This window comes from Caldimonas caldifontis, from assembly GCF_002930615.1.
GTDB classification, from domain to species: domain Bacteria; phylum Pseudomonadota; class Gammaproteobacteria; order Burkholderiales; family Burkholderiaceae_C; genus Caldimonas; species Caldimonas caldifontis.
On the sequence record NZ_PSNX01000010.1, the window covers coordinates 192,438 to 211,152 of the forward strand.

The 18,715-nt window shown below is 64.0% G+C and carries 14 protein-coding genes; 8 read left to right on the forward strand and 6 right to left on the reverse strand.

All coding sequences use genetic code 11. The annotated features are described in order from the left end of the window. Positions 1 to 13 precede the first annotated feature (13 nt). The 5 genes from malF to C1704_RS12005 all read right to left on the reverse strand — a co-directional run bounded on the left by malF (position 14) and on the right by C1704_RS12005 (position 6,991). Positions 14 to 1,546, reverse strand: a complete 1,533-nt coding sequence (gene malF, locus C1704_RS11985) for a maltose ABC transporter permease MalF (RefSeq protein ID WP_104302951.1) — start codon at positions 1,544 to 1,546, stop codon at positions 14 to 16. Between the two features lie 39 nt (positions 1,547 to 1,585). Then, the gene (malE, locus tag C1704_RS11990) at positions 1,586 to 2,788 is read right to left on the reverse strand and encodes a maltose/maltodextrin ABC transporter substrate-binding protein MalE (RefSeq protein ID WP_104302952.1); all 1,203 of its coding nucleotides are present in this window, start codon (positions 2,786 to 2,788) and stop codon (positions 1,586 to 1,588) included. Between the two features lie 83 nt (positions 2,789 to 2,871). Beyond that, positions 2,872 to 3,969 carry an ABC transporter ATP-binding protein gene (locus tag C1704_RS11995; protein ID WP_104302953.1) on the reverse strand — a complete coding sequence of 366 codons (1,098 nt, stop codon included), beginning with the start codon at positions 3,967 to 3,969 and terminating at the stop codon, positions 2,872 to 2,874. Positions 3,970 to 3,997: 28 nt separating this feature from the next. Next, on the reverse strand, positions 3,998 to 5,647 hold the full coding sequence (locus C1704_RS12000) for an alpha-glucosidase family protein (RefSeq protein ID WP_245876466.1): 1,650 nt from the start codon (positions 5,645 to 5,647) through the stop codon (positions 3,998 to 4,000). Positions 5,648 to 5,758: 111 nt separating this feature from the next. Next, positions 5,759 to 6,991 carry a maltoporin gene (locus tag C1704_RS12005; protein ID WP_170064689.1) on the reverse strand — a complete coding sequence of 411 codons (1,233 nt, stop codon included), beginning with the start codon at positions 6,989 to 6,991 and terminating at the stop codon, positions 5,759 to 5,761. 455 nt (positions 6,992 to 7,446) lie between these two features. Here C1704_RS12005 and C1704_RS12010 point away from each other — a divergent pair, with 455 nt between their 5' ends. Next, the gene (locus C1704_RS12010; protein WP_245876467.1) at positions 7,447 to 8,418 is read left to right on the forward strand and encodes a glucokinase; all 972 of its coding nucleotides are present in this window, start codon (positions 7,447 to 7,449) and stop codon (positions 8,416 to 8,418) included. 183 nt (positions 8,419 to 8,601) lie between these two features. Continuing rightward, positions 8,602 to 9,285, forward strand: coding sequence for an SHOCT domain-containing protein (locus C1704_RS17475; protein ID WP_146076080.1), 684 nt, complete (start codon positions 8,602 to 8,604; stop codon positions 9,283 to 9,285). A gap of 48 nt (positions 9,286 to 9,333) precedes the next feature. Here C1704_RS17475 and fabI read toward each other — a convergent pair whose 3' ends face one another. Further along, complete coding sequence (fabI, locus tag C1704_RS12025) at positions 9,334 to 10,131, reverse strand: enoyl-ACP reductase FabI (RefSeq protein ID WP_104302959.1); 798 nt, start codon at positions 10,129 to 10,131, stop codon at positions 9,334 to 9,336. 367 nt (positions 10,132 to 10,498) lie between these two features. On the opposite strand from fabI, the gene rimP reads away from it, so the two are divergent. The 6 genes from rimP (at position 10,499) to typA (ending at position 18,712) form a co-directional block, all read left to right on the forward strand. Continuing rightward, positions 10,499 to 11,029, forward strand: coding sequence for a ribosome maturation factor RimP (gene rimP, locus C1704_RS12030; protein WP_104303010.1), 531 nt, complete (start codon positions 10,499 to 10,501; stop codon positions 11,027 to 11,029). Beyond that, complete coding sequence (gene nusA, locus C1704_RS12035; RefSeq protein ID WP_104302960.1) at positions 11,026 to 12,504, forward strand: transcription termination factor NusA; 1,479 nt, start codon at positions 11,026 to 11,028, stop codon at positions 12,502 to 12,504. The genes rimP and nusA overlap by 4 nt, the downstream gene beginning before the upstream one ends. A gap of 59 nt (positions 12,505 to 12,563) precedes the next feature. Then, complete coding sequence (gene infB, locus C1704_RS12040) at positions 12,564 to 15,431, forward strand: translation initiation factor IF-2 (protein ID WP_104302961.1); 2,868 nt, start codon at positions 12,564 to 12,566, stop codon at positions 15,429 to 15,431. An 87-nt stretch (positions 15,432 to 15,518) separates the two neighbouring features. Beyond that, positions 15,519 to 15,881 (forward strand): 30S ribosome-binding factor RbfA, encoded by a 363-nt coding sequence (gene rbfA, locus C1704_RS12045; protein WP_104302962.1) that lies wholly within the window; start codon positions 15,519 to 15,521, stop codon positions 15,879 to 15,881. 6 nt (positions 15,882 to 15,887) lie between these two features. Beyond that, entirely contained in the window at positions 15,888 to 16,850 is a 963-nt protein-coding gene (truB, locus tag C1704_RS12050) for a tRNA pseudouridine(55) synthase TruB (protein WP_104302963.1), read from the forward strand. Between the two features lie 32 nt (positions 16,851 to 16,882). Further along, complete coding sequence (gene typA / locus C1704_RS12055; RefSeq protein ID WP_104302964.1) at positions 16,883 to 18,712, forward strand: translational GTPase TypA; 1,830 nt, start codon at positions 16,883 to 16,885, stop codon at positions 18,710 to 18,712. Positions 18,713 to 18,715 lie beyond the last annotated feature (3 nt).

An 18,715-nucleotide genomic window follows, 5' to 3' on the forward strand; every position in this document is an offset into this window, starting at 1 on the left:
TTGCTCCGGGGCCTCAGCGGGCTTCGTCCTTGGTGATGCGCGTGGCGCGCAGGTTGATCCATGACAGCAGCGCCACCATCGCGAAGATGACGGTGGAGATGGCAGCCGCCAAGCCGAAGTTCTGCCCCGAGTCCTCGAAGGCGATGCGGTAGGTGTAGGACACCAGGATGTCCGTGGTGCCTGCCGGAATCTGGGTGTCCAGGAAATCAGGGCGCCCGCCGGTGAGGAGGTTGATCAGGACGAAGTTGTTGAAGTTGAAAGCGAAGGACGCGATCATCAGCGGGGCCAGCGGCTTGATGACCAGCGGCAGCGTGATGCGGAAGAAGTTCGTCAGCGGCCCGGCACCGGCCACCGCCGAGGCCTCGTAAAGATCGGACGGGATGGCCTTGAGCAGGCCCATGCACAGCACCATCATGTAGGGGTAACCCAGCCAGGTGTTCACGATCAGCAGCATGGTCTTGGCCAGGAAGGGGTCCGAGAACCAGGCGGGCTTGATGCCGAAGAGGCCGTTCAGGATCAGGTTGATCTCGCCGAAGTTGTTGTTGAACAGGCCTTTGAACACGAGGATCGAGATGAACCCGGGCACCGCATAGGGCAGGAAGAGCAGCGTCTGATAGACGCCGCGGAAGCGCAGGGCCTCCCAGCTCAGGAGCACGGCCAGGACCATGCCGACCGACGTGGCGAAGAGTACCGTCAGCGCGGCGAACACCACCGTCCAGAGGAAGATGCGCACGAAGGGTTCACGGAAGGCTTCATCGGTGAAGATGCGCTTGAAGTGCGCGGCGCCGATCCCGACCTGGAAACCTGGAGCCATGTTTTCGCCTGCCTCGTTCTGGTAGAACCCCAGCTCGAAGTTCGGGCGCAGCACCGAGCCATCCTGCCTGTTGGTCAGGCTCCCGTCGGGATTGAGCGCGTAGAGCTTCTGGACCGGCGCAAACTGACGCAGGCCGCTCATGCGCACCAGACCACCATCAGGCATGGTCACCGTGAGCGCACGCAAGCGAGGTTGCAAGCGGATGAGCTCCCGCAGTTCCACGGGTGCCAAGCCGTCCGGGTCCTGGCGCGCGGCTTGGGTGACCACCGGCTCGGGCGTCGGGTCCTCCAGATCGAGCTCAGGGCTGAGGAAGAGTTCACCCGTCTCAGCGTCCTCGAAGCGGCCTACGAAGATGTTGCCGTCGCTCAGCAAGGCAAAGTTGTAGCTGCGGCCCTCGGCCTGGTAGGTCTCATCCAGGAAGTAGCTGGTCGCGCGCTCGAAGGTGAGCAGGTTGCGTGAGCTGTAGTTGGTGAAGCCGATGGCCACCGTGTACAGCATCGGGAAGACCACGAAGATCACCACGGCGGCGATGCCGGGGAACAGGTACCGATAGGCGTAGAGCCTTTGGGAGGAATAGACCCAGGCCGCCAGGGCCGTCACCGTCAGCACGGTGCCGGCCAGCAGGGTTTCACCGGCCGCATGGATGAGGGTGACGAGGTAGAGCGCCCCCAAGGCCAGGACGATGCCAATGGCCGGGGGAGCCCAACGCTGCAGGACGGAAATCTGAGTCATAGAAAGTTCGGATGCGGCCCTTGCGGGCCGCGGGACAGATCACTTGGCGCTGATGCGCTTGGCCGCTGCGTCCAGGGCCTCCTTGGGGGTCTGGCGGCCCTCGGTCATGTTCTGCAGGGCAGACGCCATGGATGACCAGAAGCGGCCCATCTCCGGGATGTTGGGCATGGGTGCGCCATCCTGAGCGCTGGCCATGGTGGCCTGGATGTGGGGGTCGCTCTTGAGCTGGTTGAAGAACGCCTTCGATGCGGGCGTACCCAGCGGCACATCGTCGTTGATGGCCTTCAATCCGGCCACGCTGAGCATGTGGTTCTCGATGAACTCCACGGCAATGTCCCGGTTGGGTGAGGACTTGTTCACCATCGCCCCCATCACGCCCACGAAGGGGGCCGCCTTCTTGCCCGCCACGGTGGGGATCTTGGCGACACCGAAGTTGATCTTGGACTTCTTCAGGTTGTCCCAGGCCCAGGGGCCGTTGATCATCATCGCAACCTTGCCCTGGTTCACGGCGGCCTCCATGTCGGCGTAGCCGGCGCCCTTGGGCATCACGCCGTCTTTGATCATCGTGGCGATCAGTTCAGCCCCTTTGAGGGCACCAGCGTTGTTCACGCCCGTGTCGTTCGGGTCATAGGTGCCGTCAGCCTTCTGCTTGAAGGCATAGCCGCCGTTGGCTGCCAGCAGGGGCCAGGTGAAGTAGGTGTTGTTGTAGTCCCAGAGGATGGCCTTCTTGCCTTGGGCGCTGAGCTTCTTGTCCAGTGCAATCACCTCTTCGAAACTCTTGGGCGGGGTGGGCACCAGGTCCTTGTTGTAGATGAGGGCCACCGCTTCGATCGAGATCGGGTAGCCCCAGGTGCGACCCCCGATGTTGAAGGCCTTCCAGGCCAACGGGTCGATGTCGTCGACGATCTTCTTCGACGGGGTCACCGGCTGCAGCAGGCCACCCTGGATCCACTCGCCCACGCGGTCGTGCGCCCAGATCCAGATGTCGGGGCCCTTGCCGGCCGCCGCAGCCTGCTGGAACTTGCCCGGGGCATCTTCCGGATGCTCCACGGTCACCTTCACGCCGGTCTTCTTCTCGAATTCGTCACCGACCTTCTGCAGGCCGTTGTAGCCCTTGTCGCCGTTGATCCAGATCAGCAGCTTGCCGGGTTCGACGGCATAGGCCGATCCAGCGAAGCCGGCCGACAGGGCCAGCGTGGCGGCCGCAGCCACCAGCTTGATGCGTTGACGTTGAATGTTCATGGCTTGCTCCTTTGGTTTGGGCCTGGTCGGGCGCTTGGGTATGTCCGATGACACGGTTGGGGAAAGGTGGAAAACGGAGCCGTTCAGCGCGGGCGAGGCAGCGCCCGGCCTTCGGCATCAAAGACATGGCATCGCTGTGGCGGTAGGCCCAGGCGGGCGGTGTCACCAGCGGCCAGCGGGTTGTCAGGCGAAGCCCGGACGATCACCGGCGCCTGTGCGCCAGGGACGTCGATGTAGAGATAAGTGACATCTCCCAGATGCTCGGCAGCATGGACGGTGCCACGCAGTTCATTGTCTGGAGACGCGGACTGCGAGTCGATGTGTTCAGGGCGCACGCCCAGGGTGACAGCGGCACCGCCGGGCAATGCCGTGGCGTCCACGTCGGCCCGCAGAAGACGACCATCGGCCAGCCGCAGAAGCGCCTCTGTGCTTGCGGCGGATTCGAGCGTGGCGGAGATGAAGTTCATCTTCGGCGACCCGATGAACCCGGCCACGAACAGGTTGGCCGGGTGGTGGTAGAGCTCCATCGGTGTGCCCACCTGCTCGATGCGACCGGCATGGAACACCACGATGCGGTTGGCCAGGGTCATGGCCTCGACCTGGTCGTGGGTCACATAAACCATCGTGGTCTTGAGCTCGCGGTGCAGCCGGGCCAGTTCCACGCGCATCTGGACACGCAGCGCGGCATCCAGGTTGGACAGCGGCTCGTCGAACAGGAAGACGCCAGGCTTGCGCACGATGGCGCGACCGATCGCTACACGCTGACGTTGCCCCCCCGAGAGCGCCTTGGGCTTGCGCTCCAGCAGATGCTCGATCTGCAGGATCTGCGCCGCGCGCTGCACGGCGGCTGTCTGCTCATCCTTCTTCATGCCAGCCAGACGCAGGCCGAAAGCCATGTTCTCGGCCACCGTCATGTGTGGATACAGCGCATAGCTCTGGAAGACCATCGCGATGCCACGCTTGGCCGGTGGGACCTCGTTGACGAGCTGTCCGCCGATGTAGAGCTCGCCGCTGGTGATGTCCTCCAGGCCGGCGATGCAGCGCAGCATGGTGGACTTGCCGCACCCGGAAGGGCCGACGAAGACGATGAATTCGCCGTCATGGATGTCGAGATCGATGCCGTGCAGCGTCTCGATCTCGCCGTAGGACTTGCGCAGTGCCTTGAGTTGAAGATGGGCCATGGGTCGGTTCGGTGTCAGGCTCGGAACATCACGCCATCTTGCCGAAATAGGCACCGTAGGCGGGCAGGGTGAAACGCTGAGCCTCGCGCCGGGCCCCCTCGAAGCCATGCCCGTCGACGGCAATGGTCTGCGGGGCGTGCGGCAGTTCCAGGCTCACGGCGTCCTGGCCCAGGTTGAAGAGGGCGAGCAGGGTATCGCCGTGCCCGGCATTGGCCGGCGTGCGGATCAGGGCCAGCACGGGCTCGGGCGCATCCAGGAAGCGGATGTCTCCATCGACGAGGCAACGCTGGGTTTTCCTCCACGCGATGAAGCGGCGCAAGGCATTGAGCGGCGAACCGGGGTCGGCCTCGTTGACATCCACGGCTCTGGCCCGATGCTCCGGCGGGACGGGTAGCCAGGGTTCGACGTCCCGGCCAGCACTGAAGCCCCCATGCGGCTGGGTGCTGGACCACGGCATGGGCGTGCGGCAGCCGTCGCGCCCCTTGAACTCGGGCCAGAAGTTGATGCCGTAGGGGTCCTGCAGCTTCTCGAAGGGGATGTCGGCTTCGGTCAGCGCCAGTTCGTCCCCCTGCCACCAGCACACACTGCCGCGCAGGCTCATCAGCATCGCACCGGCCACCTTGATGTAGTCGGGCGTGGCGTTCGGCCCCCCCCAACGGGTCATCACGCGGGCGACGTCGTGGTTGCCGAAGGACCAGCAGGCCCAGCCGTCCTTCATCTGGGCTTCGAGTTCTTCCACCTGCTGGCGGATGTAGGCGGCACTTCGTTCGGCGGTCAGCAGGTTGAAGCTGTAGGCCATGTGCAGCTTGTCACCGTCGGCCGTGTAGGCGGCCATGGTCTTGAGAGAGTCGTCGTCGCCGATCTCGCCCACGCTGGCGGCACCGTATTCGTTCAGCAGCGCGCGGATGCGCTGGAGATAGGGCAGGTTTTCCGGCTGGGTCTTGTCGTACAGGTGGCGCTGCATCCCATAGGGATTGGTTTCCATCACCGTCTTGGTGTCGCGGTTCGCGGCCGGCGGGTTGTCGCGCAGCTGGCGGTCGTGGAAATGGAAGATGCAGGCATCGAAGCGGAAACCATCCACACCCCGCTCCAGCCAGAAGCGGATGTCATCCAGCACCTGCTGCTGCACCTCGGGGTTGTGGAAGTTCAGATCCGGCTGGCTGGTCAGGAAGTTGTGCAGGTAGAACTGGCGCCGGCGCGAGTCCCACTGCCAGGCCGAGCCGCCGAAGACGCTCAGCCAGTTGTTGGGCGGCGTGCCGTCTGGCTTGGGGTCGGCCCAGACATACCAGTCAGCCTTCGGGTTGTCGCGGCTGGAGCGGCTTTCGACGAACCAGGGGTGCTGATCGGAGGTGTGGGACAGCACCTGGTCGATCATCACCTTGAGGTTGAGCTCATGCGCCCGGGCGACCAGGCGGTCGAAATCGGCCAGGTTGCCGAACATCGGATCGACGTCGCGGTAGTCGGCGATGTCGTAGCCGAAGTCCTTCATCGGCGAGCGAAAGAACGGTGAGATCCAGATGGCATCGACCCCGAGACTGGCCACATAGGGCAGGCGCTCGATGATGCCGGGCAGATCGCCGATGCCGTCGCCGTTGCTGTCGGCGAAGCTGCGCGGATAGATCTGGTAGATGATGCCGCCGCGCCACCAGGGGGCGGTCGAAAGATCAGAAAAGCTCACGCTGAACGGTTCCGTGTGTGCGTTGGTTGTCCTGTGCAAGGCCATGGGCACGCCACCAGTGCGTTGGCCATGCCCATGGCCTTGCAGGCGGCCTTGCGGCCGCCGCGGGGTTTACCACCAGGTCTCGACCTGGAGGCCGTAGGTCATGCCGCTGGTCTTGCTGCCGAAGACACCATTCGTCCCGGCATCGCCGTTGGCGGCGTTCCAGTTCGCATAGGTGGCAAACGCGCGCACGACGGGGCGGGCCCAGAAGCCACCGGACAGCGAGAACTGGGGCGCCACCGTGAGCTTGGTCAGCTTGGGCTTGTCACCGCCATCGGTCTTGCCCTGGTCATGGCCCAGTTCCACCGCGAGGCTGAAGTTGTCGGTGAAGTTGTACTGGGGACGGATGCCGAAGCTCGCCCAGGTGTTCTTGCCACTGCCGAAGTCGGCGTAGCCGTAGCTGGCCGTGGCCATGCCCGAGAAGCCGGTACCCGGGAAGTTGAAATAGATCTGGTCGTGCAGCCGCAGGGAATCGCCGCTGGCTTCGTTGCCGCCGGCGTAGGTGGGCAGCCATTCAAAACCGGCGCCCAGCTTCTTGCCATAGACCAGCGCCAGCTTGTTGAAGCCGCCCAGGAAGCCGCCTTGGGTGTGTTGCAGGAAAACCTGATAGCCGTTGCCCGTGTCGGCCGTGCCGGCGGTGCTGCCTTTCAGGAACACCAGTTCGCCTTCAAACGTGCCACCGGGATTGACAGCAATGTCATGGAAGCGCATGGAGTAGCGCTTGCCCACGACGTCCGCCTCAGGATGGGCATTTCCGCCGTTCTGGTGGTAGGCGAAGCTCAGCTTCATGGGGCCGGCCTTGATGTCTTCGATGCCGCCGCCGGGACCGGAGTTGTTCCAGTAGAAGTAGTCGTTGATGTGGATGTCGTGGCGGTTGTAGTACCGCTTGCCCACCCACAGCTTCGCCTCCTCGAAGGCACCGTCCGGGAAGAAGCCGCCGATCTGCACGTAGTTCTGGCGGCTGGCAATGTCGAAGTTTTCGTCGCTGATGCTTTCGTAGTCCTGGGAGTTCTTCTCCTGCAGGGCCAGCATCAGGTTGTACTTGCCCCAGGCGCCATCGGCCTTGCCGAAGGGCACCATCACGGCGGCTTCACCGTAGCTGTCACACTCGTTGCCCAGACGGTACTTGGCGCGGATCGGCCAGGCGCCGCTGAAGCACTGCAGGTTGCCGCCCTCGCTGGTGGTGCCCACCTGGGTCCGCACGTAGCCGTGGAACTCGATGCCCTGGGCGAATGTGGCCGGGGCCGCGAACGCCCCCGCCACGGCTGCGGCGGCTGCCAGCAGCTTGAACTTGTGTTGCATGGTTGAACTCCTCATCGTTGGTTGCTTGGGTGAGTCATGCTGCTGGCGGCCAGGGGCCGCTTCACAGCGGTTGGGGAAAAGCGGGGTGAGCGATCGAACGAAAAAGGGGCGGCGCCCGGCAGGGCGCCGCGAACTCGCTCGCTCAGGAAACGGGGTGCCCCGGCCAGGCCTCGCGCAGCGGGCACGATGTTGCTCTGGTCGATAAGACACTGTAGGTTCACTACAAATCTCAATGTAGTTTGGTAACAGGCGCAACTCTAGTAATGAAACTACTTGGAATGAACAAGGGATAACCCTTGCTTGCTCAAATCTGGAGGGGATTGCAACTCCGTGTCACAGCGATGGCGGGATCGGCGGTCTGGATCGATGGATGGACAACTTGGCGCGACTCGCCTAGCATTGTGTGTAGTTTGCCTACATGTTGGGCGACAGACGAACAAGCATCGATAAGGACTGTGACTGTGGACGACACCTACCCCCGCCTTGTCGGGGACATCGGAGGTACGAACGCGCGGTTGGCCTGGGTGAAGGGGGCGGGTTGCGCGCCTGAGGGCGTGCGCACCTATGCCTGCGCCCACTACCCCTCGCTCGCCGACGTGATTCGTGCTTACCTGAATGAGCAGGGGCACCGATCGCCACCCTGGGCGGCGATCGGGATTGCCAACCCGGTCGTTGGCGACTGGGTTCAGATGACCAACCATCATTGGGCCTTCTCGATCGAAGGCATGCGTCACAGCCTGGGGCTGAAGCGTTTGCTGGTGCTGAACGATTTCACGGCGCTCGCTATGTCATTGCCGTCTCTGGGGGGCGCGGACATCCGCCAGGTGGGGCCTGGGCATGCCGTCGCCAAAGCCCCTCGCGCCTTGCTTGGTGCAGGAACGGGTCTGGGCGTGTCGGGCTTGCTCTCGTCGGACAGTGGGCGCCTTGTGCCGGTGAATGGCGAAGGCGGGCATGTGACCCTGGCCGCAACCAATGACCGGGAGGCCGAATTGCTGGCTTGGCTGCGTCGACGGTTTGGGCATGTGTCTGCAGAGAGGGCGCTCTCGGGGCCTGGTCTGGTCAACTTGCATGACGCGCTGCGCGAGATCGATGGACTGGCTCCTTCCGGGCACACTCCCGCCGAGGTGACCGAGGCGGCCCTCAGCGGCCGGGAGGCCCGGGCCGAGGAGGCTCTGAATCTTTTCTGCAGCTTCCTGGGGAATGTGGCGGGCAATCTGGCGCTGACCCTCGGGGCACGCGGCGGGGTTTACATCGGAGGGGGCATCGTGCCTCGGCTGGGTGACTGGTTCGATCGCTCCCCCTTCCGAGCTCGCTTCGAGGACAAGGGCCGTTTCAGGGCCTACCTGAGCGACATTCCGACCCTGGTGGTGCAGGCGCCGTACCCGGCGCTGCTGGGTGCTGCACGCGCCCTGGACGAGCTGATCTGACGAAGGAGACACATCATGCAGGCAAGAATCACAACGACCCCGACGTTTCGTGTCGGGGCGTTCGCGCGCAGGGTCGCGGTGGCATTCCTTTGTCTGGGTGTCATGGGCATGCCCTCGCTGGCGTGGTCTGGTGGGGATGCCTCGCCTCGGCAACGCGAGTGGCGCATCCAGGAGCTCTCATGGGTGAAGCTGGTCCCGGCCGAGGCGGCCGCAGAGAAGGGAAATGCGCACCCAGTGTCGGCGTCTGCCGAAGCGGTGCGTCGCGCCCTGGGCAGCGTGAGCACGGTGTTTCGCGGGCGCACTGAAACGCTGTTCAGCAATGACGAGCTCGACGATCTGGTCGGTCCGATCGTGGCGGCGCTGGCCGCGGCAGCGCCGGGCAATGATGTGGAGATGCTCAGCACGACCAGGCGTCATGGCAATTTCATGAGCACACCCTACGGCGTGACTGCCAGACTGTTCGTGACCGACGCGGGTCTGAACATGATCGTTCACGATGCCCGCCTGGATTTCTACCATGCCTACCGGGCCACCAAGGTGCTGCCCGCGTTCCAGTACGGCTCGCGGCGTGCTGCGGGGGGCGTGGCCCTGAGCTCGACCCAGGGGCAGGCGGTTCGCCCGGACTGGCTGGTCTTTCCGCTCCAGGCCTCCGTGCCGGCTGTGACCGTCCCAGCCGGGGCTGGCGCAGCGCCCGCTGCGGCGGCAACCCTGCCGACACCGGCGAGCGTGGTGCCGGCGCGTCGCGATGATCGGTTCTACGAGGAGCAGGAACAGCGCTTGCGTGGGTTGCAGCGACTGCGCGACCAGAACCTGATCACTGAAGAGGAATTCCAGCGCAAGCGGCGCGAGATTCTGCAGCTTCTGTAGCGGGCAAGGGGCCTTGGGGCCCCTCTCTCGCTTGCGGGCTGCGTCGCGTCAGCTGTCCAGGGAGCCGGGCGGGACACCGCCCATCACCTGGCTGAAGCCGGCATCGACGTACGTGATTTCGGCGGTGACGCCTGCGGCAAGGTCGGACAGGAGGAAGGCCGCCACGTTGCCCACGTCTTCGATGGTGACGTTGCGCCGCAGCGGTGCGTTCGATTCGACGATGTCCAGGATCTTGCTGAAGCCCTTGATGCCCGAGGCCGCCAAGGTCTTGATCGGCCCGGCAGAGATGCCGTTGACGCGGATGCCTTTGGCACCCAGGTGGGTGGCCAGGTAACGCACACTGGCTTCGAGCGACGCCTTGGCCAAGCCCATGGTGTTGTAGCTGGGGACGGCGCGTACGGCGCCCAGGTAGCTCAGGGTCAGCAAGGCGGCGTTCGGGCTGAGTCGAGGCAGGGCTGCCTTGGCCATGGCCGGAAAGCTGTAGGCGGAAATGTCGTGGGCGATGCGGAAGGCCTCCCGGGACAGCCCGTCGAGGAATTCGCCGGCAATGGCCTCTCGTGGGGCAAAGCCGATCGAATGAACAAAGCCGTCAAACGTGGGCCAGCTCTGGCCGAGCTGTTCAAAAAGCGCTTGGATCTGCGCGTCGTCGCCGACATCGCAGTCGAAAACCAAGGAGGAGTCGAACTCGCTGGCAAACTCGGTGATGCGGTCCTTGAAGCGCTCACCCACATAGCTGAAGGCCAGTTCAGCCCCTTCCCGGCGGCAGGCCTTGGCGATGCCATAGGCGATCGAGCGATTGGACAGCAGGCCGGTGATCAGAAAGCGCTTGCCGGCGAGAAATCCCATGGTGTCTCCGTGAGGGTCAAAGACCGATATTCTGGCACGCGCTCCCCGCGCTCGCCAGTCGCTTCGGGCGCGGGGCCATGGCGTCAGGCCCTCGCAGGAGCGGACGGGCCCGCGACTTGCTAGGCCCCGCCACTCAGGGTATAATTCGACTTTCGCTAAGTCATTGTGGGCCATTGTGAATAATGGGCGGAGACATCCAGCCCTTTTTTTTTGCTTGGCCGCCTTTGCGTTGCCTTTGCGGCAAGCGCTCTTCAAATCGAACAGGGAAGGGCGGGAATGCCGGAAAAAAGGGGCAGTGGGGCCGCTGGGCGCCGATGACGAACGCGGGAATTTTCAGGGTCTGCGGGAGCTGGGCGCGTCAATGGGTTTGGGTTGGCAGGTTTTGATTGAGAACACCGTCACGGGGTTGGGGTATGACTTCGTGGAGTGCGAGCGCAGCGCTGGCGGCTTGCTGCGTGTGTTCATCGATCGCGTTGCCAACGATCCGCGTGGTGAGTTCATCACCGTGGATGACTGCGAGAAGGTCACCCGCCAGCTGCAGTATGCGCTGGAAGTCGAGGACGTCGATTACCAGCGGCTTGAGGTCTCGTCGCCTGGCCTGGACCGGCTGTTGCGCAGGCCGGCTGATTTCGAGCGTTTCGCCGGCCACGAAATCGAGATCACCCTGAAGCAGGCCTTTCAGAATCGCAAGAAGTACCGTGGCGTGCTGGAGCCCCAGGGTGACGGCTGGCGGCTGGTCTTGCAGGACGGAAAGCAGGAACAGGCTTTGGATTTTTCGCTGGACGAGGTCAGGGAGGCCCGCCTGGTGCCGGTGATCGACTTCAAGGGTCGACGCCGTGGCACGGCGCAGCCGCCTTCCTCGAAGGGCGCACAAGAAGACGGAGGTCAGGAATCATGAACCGCGAATTGTTGATGCTGGTGGACGCGATCTCGCGCGAGAAGAATGTGGAGCGCGACGTCGTGTTCGGCGCGGTCGAGGCCGCCCTCGCCTCAGCCACCAAGAAGCTCTACGAAGGCGAAGTTGACATCCGCGTGGTCATCGACCGCGAGACGGGCGAGTACGAGACCTTCCGTCGCTGGCATGTGGTGCCGGATGAGGCCGGGCTGCAGTTGCCCGACGCCGAGATTCTGCTCTTCGAAGCAAAGGAGCAGATCAGTGACATCGAGGTGGGTGACTACATCGAGGAGTCGGTGGAGTCCGTGCCGATCGGGCGCATCGGCGCGCAGGCTGCCAAGCAGGTCATCCTGCAGAAGATCCGCGATGCCGAACGCGAGCAGCTGCTCAACGATTTCCTGTCACGGGGCGACAAGATCTTCGTGGGCACGGTCAAGCGTCTGGACAAGGGCGACCTCATCGTTGAATCGGGTCGTGTCGAGGGGCGTCTGAAGCGCAGCGAGATGATCCCCAAGGAAAACCTGCGTACCGGGGACCGTGTGCGGGCGGTGATCCACGAGGTGGACCCGAGCCTGCGCGGCCCGCAGATCATCCTGTCGCGCAGTTCACCGCAGTTCATGATCGAGCTCTTCCGCCAGGAAGTGCCCGAGATCGAGCAGGGGCTGCTGGAGATCAAGAGCTGCGCACGCGACCCGGGGTCGCGTGCGAAGATCGCCGTGCTGTCTCACGACAAGCGCGTCGATCCGATCGGCACCTGCGTGGGGGTTCGTGGCTCGCGCGTCAATGCCGTGACCAACGAGTTGGCTGGCGAACGGGTGGATATCGTGCTGTGGTCGGAGGATCCGGCCCAGTTCGTGATCGGCGCGCTGGCGCCGGCCAACGTCGTCTCCATCGTCGTGGACGAGGAGCGTCATGCCATGGATGTGGTCGTGGACGAGGAGAACCTCGCCATCGCCATCGGGCGCGGTGGCCAGAACGTGCGTCTGGCGTCCGAGCTCACGGGCTGGCGCATCAACATCATGACCGCCGAGGAATCCCAGGCCAAGCAGGCCGAGGAAACCACCGCGATCCGGCGCCTCTTCGTTGAGAAGCTCGATGTCGATGAGGAAGTGGCCGACATCCTGATCGAGGAAGGCTTCACCAGTCTTGAAGAGGTGGCCTACGTCCCGCTGCAGGAGATGCTGGAGATCGAATCTTTCGACGAGGACACCGTCAATGAGCTGCGTGACCGCGCGAAGGATGCGCTGCTCACGATGGAGATCGCCCGTGAGGAGAAGGTCGAGGAGGTGTCTCAGGACCTGCGAGACCTCGAGGGCCTGAATGCAGAATTGATCGCCAAGCTGGCAGATGCCGGCATCCACACCCGCGATGACCTCGCCGACCTGGCTGTGGATGAGCTGACCGAAATGACCGGTGTCGATGAGGCACAGGCCAAGGCGCTCATCATGAAGGCCCGAGAACACTGGTTCACGGCCTGAGGCGCTGAACTGACGTTCCGTTCGCCCAGCCACTGCAAGCTCGTCAAGGATTACACACAATGGCCGTTACCACAGTCGCACAGTTCGCCTCCGAGCTGAACCGCCCCGCGGCGACGCTGCTCGAGCAGTTGAAGTCAGCAGGGGTGGCCAAAACGTCTCCCGACGACTCGCTGACCGAGTCTGACAAGGAGCGCCTGCTGGACTATCTGCGCAACGCGCATGGCACCGCCGGCAGTGAGCGCAAGAAGATCACGCTGACGAAGAAGTCGACCACCGAGATCAAACAGGCCGACTCTTCGGGCAAGGCGCGGACTATCCAGGTCGAGGTTCGCAAGAAGCGTGTCTTCGTCAAGCGTGACGACAACACTTCCCCGGTGGAGGAGGTCGCCGCGGCCAAGCCTGTGGTCGACGAGGCCGAGCTTCGCCGCCGCGAAGAAGAAGCCAGCCGTCAGGCTGAACTCCTGCGTCGGCAGGAAGAGGAGCTGGCTGAAAAGCGTCGCCAGCGCGAAGAGGCCGAGGCCCGTGCCCGCGAAGAGGCGGAAGCCCGCGCCCGCGAGGCCGCGCAGCGCGAGGCCGAAGAGAAGGCGCGTGCTGCCGAGGCCCGCCAGGCCGAGCTGGCAGCTGCCGCCGCGGCTGGCGAGGTTGCACCCGAACCTCCGGCACCTGCGCCCGCGCCCGAACCTGCCGAGCCGCCGAAGCCGGCGGTGCGGGTGATCAAGGCCGTGGATGTGGAAGCCGAAGAGAAGCAGCGCCTGGGCGATCTGGAAAAGCGCCGCAAGGCAGCCGAAGCCGAAGCGGCGGCCATTCGGGCCATGATGGCCGCGCCCAAGCGTGGCGTGATGACGGCCAAGAAGCCCGAAGACGAGAAGCCGAAGGCAGAAGCTGGTAAGGAGGGTATCAAAGGCACCATCCACAAGCCCAAGGCCGCACCTGCTGCACCAGGTGCAGCGGCGGCTGCGCCTGGTGCAGCCAAGCCGGGCGACAAGAAGTCGGTCAAGTCCGAAAAGCTTTCGTCCAGCTGGGCAGACGATGCCGCGAAGAAGCGCGCTTTGAAAACGCGCGGTGATACCGCTGCGGGTGCCCGCGGTGGTTGGCGCGCCCCGACCAAGGGTGGTCGTCGTGGAGACCGGGGTGACTCCGGGTCGAGCTTTGTGGCGCCTTCCGAGCCGCAAGTCTATGAAGTGCATGTACCCGAGACCATCAGCGTGGCCGACCTGGCCCACAAGATGTCGGTCAAGGCTTCCGAAGTCATCAAGCAGCTGATGAAGCTGGGCCAGATGGTGACGATCAATCAGCAGCTGGACCAGGAGACGGCCATGATCGTGGTCGAGGAGATGGGCCACAAGGCCTTTGCCGCCAAGCTGGATGATCCCGAAGCTTTCCTGGAGGAAAGCGATGCGGCGCAGGAAGCCGAGCTGCTCACACGGGCCCCCGTCGTCACGGTCATGGGCCACGTGGATCACGGCAAGACTTCGCTGCTCGACTACATCCGCCGTTCGCGGGTGGCGGCTGGCGAAGCGGGCGGCATCACTCAGCACATCGGCGCCTATCACGTGGATACGCCGCGCGGCACGATCACCTTCCTGGACACCCCGGGCCATGAAGCGTTCACGGCCATGCGTGCCCGGGGCGCCAAGGCGACCGACATCGTGATCCTGGTGGTGGCGGCCGACGACGGCGTGATGCCCCAGACGAAGGAAGCCATCCACCACGCGAAGGCCGCCGGTGTTCCCATCGTTGTGGCTGTCAACAAGATCGACAAGCCCGATGCCAACCCCGAGCGTGTGAAGCAGGAGTTGGTGGCTGAGGAAGTGGTGCCCGAGGAATATGGCGGTGACGCACCGTTCTGTCCTGTATCCGCCAAGACGGGCGAGGGCATCGACGCGCTGCTCGAGAACGTTCTGCTGCAAGCGGAGGTGCTGGAACTCAAGGCTCCGGTCGATGCGCCGGCCAAGGGCCTGGTCATTGAAGCTCAGCTCGACAAGGGCCGAGGCCCGGTGGCCACGGTGCTGGTGCAGTCCGGCACACTCAAGCGCGGCGATGTGGTGCTGGCCGGTGCCAGCTACGGCCGTGTGCGAGCCATGCTCGATGAGGATGGCAAGCCGACTCAGGAGGCAGGGCCGTCCATTCCGGTCGAGATCCAGGGCCTCACCGAGGTGCCTCAGGCGGGTGACGAGTTCATGGTCCTCGCCGATGAGCGGCGCGCTCGCGAGATTGCCACCTTCCGTCAGGGCAAGTACCGTGATGTGAAGCTGGCCAAGCAGCAAGCCGCCAAGCTCGAGAACATGTTCGAGCAGATGGGACAGGGCGATGTGAAGACGCTGCCGCTGATCATCAAGGCCGACGTGCAGGGTTCCCAGGAGGCACTGGCGTCTTCGCTGCTCAAGCTGTCGACCGACGAGGTCAAGGTGCAGATCGTGCATGCCGCCGTGGGTGGCATCAGCGAGAGCGACGTCAACCTGGCACTGGCCTCCAAGGCGGTGGTGATCGGCTTCAATACCCGGGCCGATGCTGGTGCGCGCAAGCTGGCCGAGCACAACGGCGTGGACATTCGCTACTACAACATCATCTACGACGCTGTGGATGAGATCAAGGCGGCGATGTCCGGCATGCTGACGCCGGATCAGAAGGAAGAAGTCATCGGCACGGCCGAGATCCGTCAGGTCTTCCGCGTCTCGAAGGTGGGCGCGATCGGCGGCTGCATGGTGCTGTCCGGCGTGATCCGCCGCAACGCGCGCCTGCGCCTGCTGCGCGACAACGTCGTGATCTTCACCGGCGAGCTCGATTCCCTCAAGCGCTTCAAGGACGATGTCCGCGAGGTCAAGGAAGGCTTCGAGTGCGGTCTGAACATCAAGAACTACAACGACATCCAGGAAGGTGACCACCTGGAGTTCTTCGAGATCAAGGAAGTGGCACGTACGCTCTGACCGGCGGAGGCGCTCACGCGCTCGGACCCCGCCGATCGAAAGATGGGCGGGGTTTGTGTTTGTAGCCCCAACCAGGAGTCCTTCACCATGCGACACAAGCGATCCATTCCCAACCGTTCCCACCGGGTGGCCGACCAGATCCAGCGCGATGTGGCTGAGCTCATCCGCGAGCTGAAGGACCCGCGCATCGGCATGGTCACGCTCAATGCGGTGGAGGTGACGCCCGACTACGCGCACGCGAAGATCTATTTCTCGCTGCTGGTGGGCGATCCGCAGGAAAGTGAACTTGCGTTGAACGAGGCTGCCGGATACGTCCGCAACGCCTTGTTCAAGCGCTTGCAGATCCACACGGTGCCCACATTGCACTTCGTGTTCGATCGCACCACGGAACGTGCGGCCGACATGAATGCCTTGATTGCCCAGGCCAACGCCACGCGAGCCAAGGACTGATCCGCCATGCTGGCTGCCGCCGCATCTGCCTCAACCCGCCCGCGCGTCGTGCGCCGAGCGGTACACGGCGTCTTGCTGCTCGACAAACCCTTGGGGTTGAGCAGCAACGACGCCTTGCAGAAGGTCAAGCGGCTGCTGCGCGCGGAAAAGGCCGGACACACCGGCACGCTCGATCCCATGGCCACGGGCCTGCTGCCCCTGTGCTTCGGCGCGGCGACCAAGTTTTCACAGGTCAGTCTCGACGCAGACAAGGCCTATCGCGCCGTGTTGCGTCTCGGTCAACGCACGACCACCGCAGACGCCGAAGGCGAGCTCATCCAGGAGCGAGCGGTGTCGGTTGATCGCGCGAAGATCGACGAGGTGGCGGCGCGCTTCGTGGGCGAGATCGACCAGGTGCCTCCCATGCATTCGGCGCTCAAGCGCGGCGGTAAGCCCCTTTACGAGTACGCCCGCGCAGGGATCGAGATCGAGCGGCCGGCCCGGCGGGTGCGGATTCATCGCCTGGACATCCTGCGCTGGCAGGATGAACAGCTGGAAATCGAAGTGTCTTGCAGCAAGGGCACCTATGTACGCACCCTGGCCGAAGACTTCGGCGAGGCGCTGGGCTGTGGCGCCCACCTGGTGGCCCTGCGTCGCACCGCCAGCGGGCCGCTGCGGGTGGAGCAGTCTCTGACGCTGGAGTCTCTGGCGCAGATGGACGAAGCGCAGCGCGACGCACGCTTGCTGCCCCCGGACGCCTTGGTGGCTGATTGGGCGCCAGTGCGGCTGTCGGCTGCCGAGGCGGCACGATTTCTGAGCGGCTTGCGGCGCCGGGTCGATCTGCCCGATGCGGCCCAGGTGCGCGTCTATGGCCCTGAGCCGGGTGCCTTCCTCGGCAGTGGCCACATCGTGCGCGGCGAACTGATCCCGACCCGGCTGCTCAGTCCAGCCGAAGTCCAGTCGCTTCTGAACACTCCTGTCATTCCCTGACCTGTTTTCGGGTCTACCTACTCAACGAGATCATGAGCAAGCCCATCCGCAACATCGCCATCATCGCGCACGTCGACCATGGCAAGACGACCATGGTCGACCAACTGCTGCGTCAGTCTGGCACCTTTGCCGACCACGAAAAAGTGGTTGACACGGTCATGGACAGCAATGCCATCGAACGTGAGCGAGGCATCACGATCCTGGCCAAGAACTGTGCGGTGAGCTGGAAGGGCACCCACATCAATATCGTGGACACTCCCGGCCACGCTGACTTCGGGGGGGAGGTGGAGCGCGCGCTGTCGATGGTGGACGGTGTGGTGCTGCTCATCGACGCGCAGGAAGGCCCGATGCCCCAGACGCGCTTTGTCACCAAGAAGGCGCTGGCCCTGGGTCTGAAGCCCATTGTCGTGGTGAACAAGGTTGACAAGCCCGGTGCCAACTGTGACAAGGTCATCAACGCCGCCTTCGACCTGTTCGACAAGCTGGGCGCGACCGATGAGCAGCTCGATTTTCCGGTGGTCTATGCATCGGGCATCAATGGCTGGTCCTCGTTGCAAGAAGGGGCGCCGGGTGAGCAGTGGGGGCCTGACATGTCGGCCCTCTTCGAGACCATCCTCAAGCACGTTCCACCTCATGAGGGGGATGCTTCCGCTCCATTGCAGCTGCAGATCTCGGCGCTGGACTACTCCACCTTCGTGGGCCGCATCGGTGTGGGCCGAGTCAATTCGGGCACGATCCGCCCAGGGATGGATGTGGTGGTGATGGCAGGGCCTGACTCGACCCCCGTCAAAGGACGGATCAACCAGGTGCTCACCTTCCAGGGGCTGGATCGCTTCCAGGTGACCGAAGCCGGCCCGGGTGACATCGTGCTGATCAACGGTATCGCCGACATCGGGATCGGCGAAACCGTGACCGACCCGCAGAATCCGCGGCCGCTGCCCATGCTCAAGATCGACGAGCCCACGCTCACGATGAACTTCTGCGTCAACACCAGCCCACTGGCCGGCAAGGAAGGCAAATTCGTCACCAGTCGCCAGATCTGGGATCGCCTGCAGAAGGAGCTTCAGTCCAATGTGGCGCTGCGTGTGAGGGAGACCGATGAGGACGGCGTGTTCGAGGTGTCGGGCCGGGGAGAGCTGCATCTCACCATCCTGCTGGAGAACATGCGACGTGAAGGCTACGAACTGGCCGTTTCCAAGCCGCGTGTCGTTTTCAAGGACATCGGGGGGGTGAAGCATGAGCCCATCGAACTGGTCACCGTGGACATCGAGGAGGCTCACCAAGGGGGCGTGATGCAGGCCTTGGGCGAGCGCAAGGCCGAACTGGTGAACATGGAGCCTGACGGCCGGGGCCGCGTGCGATTGGAGTACCGCATCCCGGCGCGAGGCCTCATCGGCTTTTCCAACGAGTTTCTGAACCTCACTCGTGGCTCAGGCCTGATCAGCAACATCTTCGATGGCTACGAACCCCACAAGGGTGATATCGGCGGCCGCAAGAACGGTGTGCTGATCTCGATGGATGATGGCGAGATCATCACCTACGCGCTGGGCAAGCTCGACGATCGAGGCCGCATGTTCGTGAAGGCGGGCGACCCGGTTTATGAAGGCATGATCGTGGGCATCCACAGCCGCGACAACGATCTGGTGGTCAACGCCACGCGCACCAAGCAGCTCACCAACTTCCGTGTCTCCGGCAAGGAAGATGCGATCAAGATCACGCCGCCGATCGACCTCACGCTGGAGTATGGCGTGGAGTTCATCGAGGATGACGAGCTGGTCGAGATCACCCCCAAATCCATCCGCCTGCGCAAGCGCTTCCTGAAGGAGCACGAGCGCAAGCGCGCCCAGCGTGAAGCGGCTTGACGC